7 protein-coding genes are annotated in these 12,279 nt (G+C 65.4%); 2 read left to right on the top strand and 5 right to left on the bottom strand.

What is annotated here, in order from left to right; genetic code table 11:
• Positions 1–168: 168 nt before the first annotated feature.
• Both AAFN69_RS00430 and AAFN69_RS00425 read right to left on the bottom strand, forming a co-directional pair.
• Complete coding sequence (locus tag AAFN69_RS00430; RefSeq protein ID WP_347726181.1) at positions 169–348, bottom strand: FxLD family lanthipeptide; 180 nt, start codon at positions 346–348, stop codon at positions 169–171.
• Positions 349–402: 54 nt separating this feature from the next.
• On the bottom strand, positions 403–849 hold the full coding sequence (locus AAFN69_RS00425) for an ATP-binding protein (protein ID WP_347726180.1): 447 nt from the start codon (positions 847–849) through the stop codon (positions 403–405).
• 231 nt (positions 850–1,080) lie between these two features.
• Between AAFN69_RS00425 and AAFN69_RS00420 the strand changes: the two genes are divergently transcribed.
• Complete coding sequence (locus AAFN69_RS00420) at positions 1,081–2,364, top strand: XRE family transcriptional regulator (RefSeq protein WP_347726179.1); 1,284 nt, start codon at positions 1,081–1,083, stop codon at positions 2,362–2,364.
• Positions 2,361–2,900, top strand: coding sequence for a GNAT family N-acetyltransferase (locus AAFN69_RS00415; RefSeq protein ID WP_347726178.1), 540 nt, complete (start codon positions 2,361–2,363; stop codon positions 2,898–2,900). The genes AAFN69_RS00420 and AAFN69_RS00415 overlap by 4 nt, the downstream gene beginning before the upstream one ends.
• Before the next feature lie 61 nt (positions 2,901–2,961).
• Here AAFN69_RS00415 and AAFN69_RS00410 read toward each other — a convergent pair whose 3' ends face one another.
• From AAFN69_RS00410 to AAFN69_RS00400, 3 genes are read right to left on the bottom strand one after another with little or no spacing between them, the layout of a single operon-like run.
• The gene (locus AAFN69_RS00410) at positions 2,962–5,961 is read right to left on the bottom strand and encodes a DUF499 domain-containing protein (protein WP_347726177.1); all 3,000 of its coding nucleotides are present in this window, start codon (positions 5,959–5,961) and stop codon (positions 2,962–2,964) included.
• A gap of 55 nt (positions 5,962–6,016) precedes the next feature.
• Positions 6,017–8,767 carry a DUF1156 domain-containing protein gene (locus AAFN69_RS00405; protein ID WP_347726176.1) on the bottom strand — a complete coding sequence of 917 codons (2,751 nt, stop codon included), beginning with the start codon at positions 8,765–8,767 and terminating at the stop codon, positions 6,017–6,019.
• A complete protein-coding gene (locus AAFN69_RS00400; RefSeq protein WP_347726175.1) occupies positions 8,764–11,805 on the bottom strand; it encodes a helicase-related protein in 3,042 nt (1,013 codons plus the stop codon). Before AAFN69_RS00400 ends, AAFN69_RS00405 begins: the two co-directional genes overlap by 4 nt.
• Positions 11,806–12,279 lie beyond the last annotated feature (474 nt).

The following is a 12,279-nucleotide window of genomic DNA, read 5'->3' as shown; positions in this document are numbered from 1 at the left end:
CGGAGGGACCGCCAGCGACGGCTGGGCGACGGCGCGTACGAGGGCGGTCCTTCCGGCGCGAAACGCCGCGGTCACGGTAACCACCGACTACCTCCGCAGGGTGCGGGAACGGGCGGCTGGTGCCGCCGCATCAAGGCGGCGGCACCAGCCGAACTGGTCACAGACAGGTCAGGCGACGTTGGTCGTGCAAGCACCACAGGTGGTGCCGCAGTTGTCGTCGGTCAGGTTGACCAGCCCAGCCGGGTCGGCGATCTCGACGAGGGAGACGTCCAGGTCGAAGCCGTCCGACGCCTCCCGTGCCTGGGGGCGGACCTGGGTGAGACTGGGGACCACGATGTTGCGCGTCATGGTGACTACCTCCTTGTTTCGTGGGTTCACTGATTGATGCAGCCGACGGGTCGTTCATCTGTCGCTGGTGAGCTGAAGCTCGGCCCAGACCTCCTTGCCCCATGGGCACCTGTCCGAGCCGTACAGGTCATAGCCCCAGCAGTCCGACACCGCGTCGATGAGGAGCAGGCCGCGGCCCGACTCATCACAGTGGTCTGCGTGGCCGGCGGCGGGCAGACGCTCCGGTTCCCAGTCCACGACGCCGACCCGGACTCGCGACGCGCTCGGGCGTCCCACGGTCAGACGGATGTCGTGGCACGAGGTGTGCTTCGACGCGTTCGCAATCAGCTCCGTGACGATCAGCACGGCACAGTCGGCGAGTTCATCCAGGCACCACGCACCGAGTACACGCTGGACGAGCTTGCGGCAGGTCTCAGCGGTGGACGGCTGGCACGGGATGGTCTGGCTGTAAGCGGGGCACCCGACACGGGCGGCATGAACAGGTGTGTTGAGACTCGTCATGGGGATGGAGCCTTCGGGTTGTCTCGGCGCCCGGTCCGCCCCTTGCGATATGTGAGCGTGCGGACCGGGCCGTCAACAGCCGCCCGGGATGGTGGGCGGCTGACACCAAGACAACCCCTTCTTCCGTTCGGCTGATTAGGACCATCAGACATGCGCTCAACGGGCCGACCTAGGGCGATTTGACCCAGCGTTTACCTGACGATCGGGCGACGCGAGCGCTACCGTGCCGGGATGGATGCCACGCGCAACACCGTTCTTGAGGCGTGGATGGCCGAGCACGGCTACAGCTCCAACAGCCTCGCCGACGCTGTGAACAGGTCCTTAGAGCAGTTGACCGGAAGGTCCGGAGGGCTCGACGGATCATCCGTCCGGGGCTGGAAGGCCGGCCGTGTGAAGTGGCCGAAGTCGGCCACCCGCAAAGCGCTTGAGGACATCGCCGGTCTGCCCGCCACCGCTTTAGGGTTCGTTCCACGGGGCAGGACTCCGTCGGCCCTGGTTCCACCGCAGCAGGAGGACCCTGACATGAAGCGCCGCACACTCGTCGGCGGGCTCGCGACGGCCGCCGTCGCCGCGGCCTCACCCGGCGCCGCGTCGCCACGCAGAATCGGCATGAGCGACGTCGACCGTCTCCAGAAGCGCTTCGCCGAGATCATCGCCAGCGACCACCGTCACGGCGGCCAGCTCGGTATCGAACAGCAAGCCGCCGCCCTCGCCGACGAAGCGCTGAATCTCCAGAATGCGGGAAGCGCCACCCAACGCGTACGCAGCAACCTGTACGCCTCCGCAGCAGCATTCCGCTCCTCGGCAATGTGGGCCGCCATCGACGGCCGTCGCTACGACGACGCCAAGACCCACATGCGGGAGGCCCAGACCCTCGCCGAGATGTCCGGAGACCAGGCGATCAAGTTCCGCATCTGGAGCCACACCGGAACCATGTACCGACACCTCGGCCGCCCCGCAGACGCACTCGCCGCGAACGACGTGGCCCGCAACCTCTTCCTCACCCGACGCGACCCCCTGTTCGCATCCCTCGGCCTGGCCCGGCAGGGAGCCATCCTGGGCACAGCCCAGGACCGCAGCGGCATGCGTCGAACATTCGACCAGGCGCAGGAAGCCATGCTGCGCTCCGACCCCACGGACTACCGCCCCGTCTGGATGCTCGCCTTCTACGACCAGGCCGAGCTGGACTCCCTGGCACTGTCCGCAAACCTGGCCCTGGGCGACTACCCGACCGCCGAATACCACGCCCACCGCTGCCTGGCCGCACTCCGCCCCCACATGATCAGATCCCGCGCCATCGCGACAACCCGCCTCGCCCACGCCCAGCTCGCCCAAGGGGCTGCGGACGCCGCCACGGCCACCGCGATGAAAGTCCCCACCGACGTCGCCACCCACCACGCCCGGGTAGCACGCATGCTCCAGGAGTTCGGCGCCGCCCTGCGCGCCACCGCCCCCGGCAGCACCACCGCGCAGACCTGGACCGAGCACGCCGCCACCTGGAGGACCACCGCATGACCACGGCCCCCACCATCGAACTGCGCACCTTCACCACCCTCGACCCCGTCCGCGGCGACCTCCTCGACGTCTACGCCGACGTCCGCGCCCCACTCCTCCACCTGCCGAACTACGCGGTCACCACCTTCGGCGAACGCCTGGACCGCCACGGCACCGAACCGGGCTTCGTCGCCGTCCTCGCCTACGCAGACGAAGAACCGGTCGGCTACGCCTACGGCAACACCATCGAACGAGGCGACCGCTACTGGCAGCGCATCACCCCGGAGCCGGCCGAGAAGTACACCGAGCGCCCGGCCCTGGCCCTGAAAGAGATCGGTGTTCGTCCGGCCTGGCGAAAAACCGGCACGGCCCGCCGCATCCACGACGCCCTCCTCGCGGCCAGCGATGAGCCGTACGTGACGCTGATGGTCAACCCGACCGCTGGCGACGGAAAGGTCCACGCGCTATACCGATCATGGGGATACGAAGACATCGGCGCAAGTCAGCCATCAGCGGCTTCGCCAGTACTTACAGTGATGATCCATTCCATCCGCTGATTGGCCGCACGAAAAGAAATCCTCAATTTGGCAAGCAACCCTCCACCGGTAGGTGGTCTCGTCAGATCTCCTTGAACGTCCCGCTTATGCCGAGTTCTTCCAGGCGCTGCTGGATCTGTTCCGCTTCATCGGACTGTATGACCAGCTGGAGCGTGCCCTGCAGATAGCTGATCTGTCTTTCGTCCAAGGCTATGTAGAACGCCCTGAAGAGTGCAGCAAAACCGTCGGCGCTGTCAGTGTTGGCCAGAAGGTTTTTGGTGAACGAGAAGGCGACCTGCTGGTCCCTGACCTGCTCCCTTTTCGATGATTGGTCCGAACTCTGCCTATCGGCCTCCCGCTGCTGGGGCACGCTCTGCTCTTCGGACCCCGGGCTGTCTCGCTTGCGCGTCGAGCCGTTCTCGACGGAATCGTCGGCGCTCAAGGAGCATTGACCTTCGTGAGCTGGTTGGTCGCAGTCAGTACACGTCTTGAGCTGTGGCTTGGCGAGGCGCAGGCCCGTGCTTGCGAGGTTGACCTGTCCGGGTGCTGTGACCTCAACCTCGGTGCCCGCTCCGTCGACGATGCTCAGCAGGCCCTGGTTGGCAGCGTCGTAGATCGCCTGCTGAAGGTCGCGGTCACCTCCGTACAGCAGCGGCAATCGTGGGGCGCTGTAGAAGGCGGATCGGATATCGGAGAGGGTCTTGCCGTAGTCGTGGTCGCGAAGGTTGTGAAGGAGAGCCTTGGCACTGAACTGGCCAGTGTCGAAGACCTTGTCCCGAGCAGCGAGGCCTTTCCAGACGAGCATGCCGTCGAGGGCGGTGATGTTGTCCTTGTCGAATGTGAGTTGGTCGAGATACCGCTCGCCGTCCGGGTCGGGCTGGGCCAGGTAGGCGACATGCTGGTACGCCCGCTTGAGCGCCCTTTCCAGCTGAGTCTTGGCCTCGGCGAGCTCCTTGGCGCCGATAGCCTTGAGTTCGTCGTCGTTCTGAATTTCGGGCGCCTGCAGGGCCTTCTGCCTCGCCAGATACTCCACCGCCAAGTTCCTTGCAAGGGCGCGCTGCTGGGTGTTCACCACGGCGTATACCGCGCTGCTGGCCCACTGGACGGGGAGCTGCTGCGCACCTTGCCCGAGCCCCATGGCGACGGTGAGTGCCTCGAGGGTCGGCTTCTCCATGCCGTTGCGCAGGCTGTATTGCGCCGGGTCGAGGACGATGAGCCGGGTGGTGTAGGCGGTGTCCAAGCCGGCCGTGGCGAGGACGTCGGCGGGAGCACGCTGAGGGTCAGCCGGGACGAACTGCAGGTCGCGGAATGGGCCGCTGCTGGCCAGCCTCTTCGCGATGTCGGCGATGACCTGGTCGCGTTCTGCCTCGGTGATGGTGCGCCGGATGTTCTTCACCAGCATGCGGTGGGTGAGCCGGGTGGAGAGGAAGTAGCGGGCCGGCTTGTTGTTGCCCTGACCGGGAGTGATGTCGAGCGCGCTCATCCCTTGGTTCGGATTGACCAGCTCATCAACGACGCTATCGGCGTCAGTGACGGTGTACGTGGCCTCCGGCACGCTGGTGGCCGCCTTGACCTCAGGAGCACTGGCTCCACGGCCCCGCCCCGGGCGCAGGGTGCCGACGACACTCGCCAGGAAGATGAATGTGGCCGCCCGCTCAGCCGCGCGGGGATTGTTCGTACCCCAGGTGCTGGACTGTCGCTCGAGGTCCTGGCGGCGCGCGGCGCCTGACGAGCCGTCGTGGTTGATGACCTCGATCTCGGCCAGACTCCGATAGTTCGCGATGGTGCGGTCGTCCTCCACCAGACCACTGCCCAGGAGCGCCTCTCGGACGGTGCTGTCCGACAGCGGCAGGTCTCCGGGCCCAATGAGCGCCGGCACCCACTCGCCTGCCCTACCGCGTTGCTGCAGTGCATATACCGTGGCGGCGAAGATGCGGATCGTGGACCGGACTCGTTGAAATCCGGTGACCTTGCTCCACTCCGACTGCGCCAGGCTCATCAGCATGGGGTGGAAAGGGTAGCAAGATGTCATCTCTGCACGCCAGTTGCGGCGCCACGCAGCTCCGATCGGGTCCCAGACCTGCTTGCTCCAGGTCTTGTCCGTCAGCGCCTTTTCGTAGAGCGCAGCAGTCGCAGCGAGGACCTCACCGGCGGGTTCAGCGTCGAACAGCCGTCGGCGGAGGATGTCGGCGAAGTCGCCCACGCCGGTCACGGTGGTCGGCAGGCCGTTGCGGTCGAGCAGGCTATTCAGGTCGTCGCGGCGGGCTTGAGCGTCAGGCGAGAGCGCGGTCTTGTCGATGTCGGAGGCGATCATTACGACCAGCATCGCGACATGAGAGACATCATTGACGACATCGAGGAGAGCCCGTAGGAACGCCATGTCCTGGGCCGCCAGGTCGGTCTGGTTTGCGCCGTCCAGTCCGTTGCCGATGTAGTCGAGCACCTCGTCGACGATGATCAGAACGGGTCGGTTCACGGCGCCGATGGCCTCAGCGATCTTGTGCTTGTCGCTCCAGAACCGCCGGTAGCGCTCGAAGAGGGTGTAGTCCCTGGAGAATAGACGCCACAGGAAACGCTCGTAGAGGTTGACTGCTGGCCCGTCGAGCTCTTGTACCCCGGCCCCTGGGGTCATGTTGTCGCAGGGCAGTACGACGACATGCGGACGTCCGAGGCCGTCGGCAAGCGGGTTGCCGATTCTTGCCCTCGCGCGCTCGGTTACCTTTTTGCCGAGCTCGGTTCCCAGCAGTGCCCTTGGATTGGCGGCCAGATGGTAGGCGCCGATGCACGCGTGCGACTTACCGCCGCCCATGCCTTGGTCGAGCCGGGTGACCGCTCGCGCTTTCAAGTAGTCGTCGCCACCACCGATGCGGACTGCGATTTCCGTGAGCAGGTCAATGAGCCGTTCGGTCGGGTGCGTGATGTCACCGTAGTAGTGGGCGTCTGCATAGGGCGGCCGGTCCGCTCCCGTGGCGTGAACGGCTCGAAACAGCGACATCTGTACGTCATCGATCTGCCCGGAAGCGCTGTGGATCTCCTGGCGGAGCTTGAGTGCCTTCCACCACGGCGTCACGTTGGTCGTCATGGCTGCTCTCCTGGGCTGGTGGACACGAGGATCATGGGGGTGGTGTTGGTCGTCATCACGTGAGCCGCAACTCGGCGTCGTCGATGAGTTGGAGCTGGGATTTTTCGTAGTTGTTCGCAGCGACTGCCTCGGTGGCACTGACTACGCCGGCCCGGTTGCGCAGCACGCGGGTGAAGCGGACTGCGTCTGGGTCGTTGTCGGGCAGTCGGTCCGCGAGGAACTGGACTGCGGCCCATAGGAAGGTGTCGTCGGGTGTGTGCTCGGCGTCCGCCAGTACCTGACCCATGGCCTGCAGGCCGTCCTCCGAGGCCGCTGCGAGCGCGAGGGCGACGTCGATGACGGTTGAATCCCCGTCGATCTTGCCCTTGTAGTCGCGGGCAGCGATGAATCGCACACCCTTGTCGGCATCAGGGACCAGGTCGCGTATCGCTGCGAGGTCGAGCGAGGAAGCTAGAGCCTGCCAGCGCAGTTCGGACTTCGCCCGGATCTGGCGGTTGTAGAGAGTGATCCACCACAACGCGAACCGCGTTCGAGCGTCGAAGGTCTCCAGAGGCTGGTGGTTGATCTCGACGGCCATGGCTTCTTGGACTGCCGCTCGCGCCAGCGGAAGAAACGTGTAGATGTCGACGGGCTCGCCCTTGGCGTCGAGGACCTCGCTGTATCGACCGACTACCTCCATGGCCGGTCCGGCAGCGGCCATCAGCATGTCCGCAGGGGCCAAGCCCCACCGCTCCCAGTCCGGGTAACGCTGCTTGATCTCTGCCTTGATCTCGGCCTCGACCGCGCCCTTGCGCCCGGGGGTTCGTCCGGGCGCCATGGGGCGGCACGTCATGGTCAGGGTGGTCTCGATGTTCGCCTTGCCCTGATGGTTGCTGGCCTCGGTGTTCGCAGGCCAGGACCCTGTCATCACCAGGCCGGCCTTCTCGATGGCCGTGAGTAGGCGCTGCCAGACCTCCGGGTCTCCGGATCCGAACACGATGGTCACCAGCCCGTCGTCGCGGACCACGCGACGCATCTCGCCGAACGCCCGGGCGATCATCGTGTCGTAATGCTCGCGAGTTCGGTGCTCGTTAGGCGCCTCTCCTCGGACCCGCTTGACGATGATCTCTTCCGATTTCTCCTGGCAGCCGTGTTCGTCGGAAGTGACGACGAGCTCGGGCCAGGTGCTGTGCAGGGCGCGCTTCAGCCAGGCGTAGATCAGATCGGAGGAGTCGGCATACGCGATCATCTCGTCGTACGGCGGGTCAGTCACCACAGCGGTGATGGACGTGTCCCGCAGGTTCATCGACGTAGCGGACCCCCGCGTCACGTTGACCGGCGTCCCCTGGATGTCGGTCATCAGGTTCGAGAGCGTCGACAGGCTGCTTTTACACAGTGACGACCACGACCCCGCACCGGTGCCGATTCCTACTTCAAAGAAGTCCTGTGAAAACGTGATTGATCCCTGATTTGCATATATGTCGTGAACCCCTGCGCGACTGATGTCGATCGTGCACCCACGGGTAGCCCGCCGAAGCTTCCGGGCGACGACCGACGCGGCGTATCCGCTAAGCGCTCGGGCATAGTCAGAGCTCACCCCTGCCTTGTGTATGAGCTCGTCGGCAACCTCGGCGATGGACCGGGTGAGCATGACGAAGGCCAGGGTCTGCCGATCGCACATGAAATCGCCGTAGGTGCGCGCCCCGTATATGGACGGCCCGATGATGTTGTTGTTGCCCGGCGCGATCCGTTCGTCTGGCACGGCACGCAGAAACGGACTCGGGTCGGACAGTGCATGTAGTGCTGCGGGCGCTGCGGCGACAGCTGTGAGCTCCGCCTCGGTGGGCTCCCGGTACTCCTTGCCTGAGTCGTCCGAGTGGTCGGCCACCACCAGGAGCATGTCTGTGGCGCGCCTCTCGTCGGTGAGTCGTCGATGCACATCGAGCGGGTGCACATGACTGCAGAAGGGGCAGATCGCAGACTTCCCCGGCAGCGTACGACCCTCAGCCGTACGAGCACGCGTCAGTGTTGGAGTGCGCCTTGGAGGGCCCTCGTGCACCACCGCAGCGCAGGTGCCGGCAGCCGGGTCGGCTTCTATGTAGAACGACTGGCCGGGATCCATGACAGGCGGAGCGCCCTTGCGACCGCGCTTCTGACTCCGCCTTCGCAGCTCGTACGAGCCGACCAGAGGAAACCGGTTGCCGCACTCCTGGCACGGTATGGCGATGGCCCACAGATACCCCCAGGGCCGTTTGCCGTTGACCTCGGGGTAGTAGTCCGACATGGCTGCCGTCCAACGGCGTCCCACCTCATCGAGAGTCGCGCGCACGTCAACAAGCAGCCTGGGGCGGTCGTCGTAGAGGGTGTCGCTTTCCTCGGCAAACGGCAGACTTGGCTCCTGTGACCAGTCCCGGAGAGGGAAGTCTGTGAGGAGTGTGCCAGCCAGTACCGCGACCGGGCTGTAGTCGACACCGTGGGCCTCAAGCCCGAGCCGCCCCGCTTCGAGCGGGATCATTCCGCGCCCGCTGAACGGGTCCAGGACTGATGCGCCCCCAGGGTTCGCCTTGAGGATCTCGTCGTGGAGCATCTGCCAGGCGCCGTAGCGCCCGGACATGGCCCTGTGTACTAGCTCTTGAAGGCGCTGTTGCTCAGCCTGATCCTCCGGCCAGGGCAGCAGCGAGCAGACCACCGCAGCCTTGGCCTGTGCGACTGGACGCTTTGCGAACCACGGAAACAGCCCGATCTCGGTCGCACCGCTTCCCCATCCCGCTGAACTATTCGCCGATACCTCGGCACAGGGGAACCAGCGTTCAATCATTCGGGTCATGCGTTGCTCCCGGGGGCGTTCTTGAGGCTGCTGCCCGGGACACGGAACACCGCGTTCCCGGTCATGACGTTCGCGAAGAGGGTGGCGGGGTCTTGGTAGGCGCCGAAGAATCGGCCCTTGCCGTCGGCGCACTGGTCGACGACGTAGAGCCAGTACTCCTTGCGGTGCTGGGTCGCGATGAGGACTTCGTTGCCTGTCATCCGGATGCCGTCGCCGGCCGCGCTGCCGAGCACGCCCTTGACCTCGACATGGCGAACCTGGCTGTGACGGCGGGCCTCCAAGTCGTAACCGCGGCCCTCGGTGTGAACGTCGGCCACCGTCCAGCCATCCTCTTCAAGGAGCTGCTGCACGCGCCGCATGGAGACCAGCTCGGCGTCGATCTCAGCCTGGACGCTCATGTCGGCGGTGGCCAGGACCCGGATTCGACCCACGTGCTTGGGTTCGGTCAGCTGCACGTCAGCGAGCCGCTCGAGTTCTTCGAGCCGCTGAGCGGTCTGGGTCTGAAGCCGGTGCCGCAGTTCAAGGCGGGCACGACGGTCATCGATACGGTCGGTCAGGCTTAGCGGCAGGTTAGTCAGATCGCGGCGGGCCTGGGCGAACCAGTCGGTGCGCACCCTCCGGTGCTCGGCGACGGTTGCGGCGGCCACCTCGCGCGCCGCTGTGAGCGCGTGCCCCTCCCGGGCCGGATGCGGTGAGCCGCCGTTCTCGTCGGTGGGCACGAGGTTGGCCAGGGACTCCCATCGGACCGGGCGGGCATTGCCGCTGTCATCTACCTTGATCAAGGTGGCCCATACGCTGGCGCGCTTGCCATTGCTTTCGGTCATCGTCGCCTCGTACGCGTACAAGTCGTACGGGGTGAGGCTGGTGGGGTCGGATGCGGCGCCGGACCGGTACAGGTCCTCGGCCAGGTTGTGCTCGGCTGTGTTGATCAGGTCGCTGAAGCCGGGCTCACCGGGGCCAAGGGTGACAGTGTCACCGATGTCGATGCTCTCCGAGGCTTCGCGCACCACGTCCCCGCTGGTGGCGACGTGAACCTCGTTTCGTCCGCCCAGAGTGGCCGGAAACGTGGCCTTGCCACTCAGGGAGAGTCGCCGGAACCCGGGCCCGGCTGCGGTTGGAGCGGACTTCAGCACGCCGGCTGCCGCGAGCCGGTCGAGGTATGCCTCGACGATGGCCGGGTTGATGCGTGCGAACAGATCACGCTGAAGCAGTGTCAGTGCGGCGACCGCGTCCACCTGGCTGGCCAGACGTCGCTCGTTGTCCCGAACCTTCCGGGCTGCCCGGCTGAGTTCCTGCGCTTGGACCGCCTGGGCGGCGTCGATGGCCTGCTGCTTCTTCAGCTCGTCGTTGCCATAGAGGTCCGACAGCCACTTGTCGTAGTCGACGCCAGTGATTTCGGCGACCACCGAGAGGCTGTCGAACATCTGGCCGCGCAGCTCGTTCGCAGCCGTAACAAAGTTGTCCAGGAGGCGGAGCAGGGTCTTGCCTTCCCGGGTGTCGGTGGCGACCAGGTTGTAGAGGTAGACGTCGCGCTGCTGACCGACGCGGTGGATGCGTCCCATCCGCTGTTCGAGGCGGACCAAAGACCACGGGATGTCGTAGTTCACGAGCACGTGCGCGGCCTGCAGGTCGATACCCTCGTTGCCAGCGTCAGTGGTGACGATGATCTGGAATTCGCCGCGCATGAATGCCTTACGCACTGCGTCGCGCTCGGTCCTTCCTTGGCGGCCGGAGTAGAGCTGGGCCGTGTATCCCTGGGCCTGGAGCCGCCGGGCGATCCACTCGGCCGAGTCTGCGTACTCGGTGAAGACAACGGCCTGTTCACCGTTCCCAGGGTGAATTCTGTGCGCGCCCATGCAGTCGTCGGTGAGCCGCTTCCACTTCGACGGCTGCCAGTGGGAGTCGCTGACCGTTGCTTCGATCTGCTGCAGAAGGCTGTTAATCGCGGTCCGCTCAGCCCTGGTCGAGGCTGAAACCGTGTGAATCACCTTTGCCTCATCGACCTCGGCCTCGTCACCGTGATCCTCGCGGTCGGCGATCAACGCCGCCTCCGCCTCGCTCATCGCCCCCATGTGCTCATGCCGCCGGCGTAGCGTCTCAGCCAGTGCGTAGAGACTGGAGGCTGCTCGCTTGGCATAGACCATGCGGGCAAGCGGCTGCGCCACCGGGGGGAAGAACCGGTCGACCATATCTAGGGCTGCTCTGTAGAAGCCATACTCGGTCTGCGACAGCGGGACGCTGTGGTTGCGCGCGGTGCGTCCCTTGAACAATCGGGTCGTGCCGTCGTAGTCAACCAAGTCCTCCTTCATTCGCCGCAGGAAGTGGATGGGGCCCGGGCGCAGCGCACTGAGCTCGATGTTGGGGTCGTTGCCCGGATCCGGGTAGATCTCTGGGTCGACCAGATGCAGCAAGTGTCGGAAGAGCCACTCTTTGCCCCGGTGCGGCGTTGCCGTCATCAGCAGCGCCCGAGGGGTGTTCTTGGCCAGCAGCCGTCCGACCTGGTGGAATCCGGCGGCAGTCGGAGTCAATCGGTGCGCCTCGTCGAAGACGACCAGATCCCAGCCAGCTTTGTCCGGCCGGATGGCGTCTTGCACTGTGGGGTTAACCGCTGCCAATTCCAGCGACACCACCCACAGGTCGTTGGAGTTGAGAGCGTCCTCCCGCACCGTGGCCGAGGTCAGCTGTCGCAGCCCACCGCCCAGCAACCGCTGGAAGTCGTCGACCCACTTGGTGGCGAGGTTCGCCGGGCACACGATGATCGCCCGCTTGATCAGGCCGAGCCTCTGCATCTCACGTAGGTACAAGCCGGCCATGATGGTTTTGCCGGTACCCGGCTCGTCACAGAGGAGGAAACGCAGCAGCGGTTGGGGGAGCATCGCTCCGTAGACGGCAGTCGTCTGGTGCGCGTACGGCTTCAACGGCGTGGCTGCCATCGCACTTGACTCGGCGTTGGTCGCCGCGGCATTCATCCACTGGGTCCACATCGCGGCCAGCACACGGGCGGAATCAGCTCGCCCGTCGCTGACGAGAGGTCGCACGGTCTCAGTATCCCCGGCTACCAGATTCACTTCGTGCCGACGGTCATCGTCATCGACCAGGATGAGATCCCATGACCCCGAGTGGTCTCCGGGCAGGGCGAACCTGACTGTGGCGAACTCCGGGACGCCGACGGCTCGGACCCGTACCCGCTGGCCGCGCTCAAACATGCCTTGGGGCTGCATGGTTATGCGTCTGCGACAAGGTGCGCCGGAACCCAGCTGATGAGACTGGCCCCAAGCCAACCCGCTGGACGTGGACAAGCCATGCCCTGGTTCCTCCCCCTCGGCCCCCATGGGTCCCCAACCTGGGCCGACTAACGGGTGATCAAATTACCGTAGCCAACTGATAGTTCCAATACGCAGAACATGAGGATGGCTACTTAGCGACGGTTTCTAGCCAACCAAGTCTGGATCGCGTCCAGATGGGCCTCAGAGAAGGTCATAGTGACGCCCTTCCCTCAGTGAGGCAGGCGC

The sequence above is a fragment of the Streptomyces sp. CAU 1734 genome, assembly GCF_039888735.1.
Lineage (GTDB): Bacteria > Actinomycetota > Actinomycetes > Streptomycetales > Streptomycetaceae > Streptomyces.
This window is presented reverse-complemented; position numbering and strand designations above follow the sequence as displayed.

Excerpts from the sequence above, each read along its gene's own strand:
- AAFN69_RS00405 (WP_347726176.1), bottom strand. The coding sequence starts at position 8,767 with ATGACCCGAATGATTGAACGCTGGTTCCCCTGTGCCGAGGTATCGGCG.
- AAFN69_RS00425 (WP_347726180.1), bottom strand. The coding sequence starts at position 849 with ATGACGAGTCTCAACACACCTGTTCATGCCGCCCGTGTCGGGTGCCCC.
- AAFN69_RS00430 (WP_347726181.1), bottom strand. The coding sequence starts at position 348 with ATGACGCGCAACATCGTGGTCCCCAGTCTCACCCAGGTCCGCCCCCAG.
- AAFN69_RS00415 (WP_347726178.1), top strand. The coding sequence starts at position 2,361 with ATGACCACGGCCCCCACCATCGAACTGCGCACCTTCACCACCCTCGAC.
- AAFN69_RS00410 (WP_347726177.1), bottom strand. The coding sequence starts at position 5,961 with ATGACGACCAACGTGACGCCGTGGTGGAAGGCACTCAAGCTCCGCCAG.
- AAFN69_RS00420 (WP_347726179.1), top strand. The coding sequence starts at position 1,081 with ATGGATGCCACGCGCAACACCGTTCTTGAGGCGTGGATGGCCGAGCAC.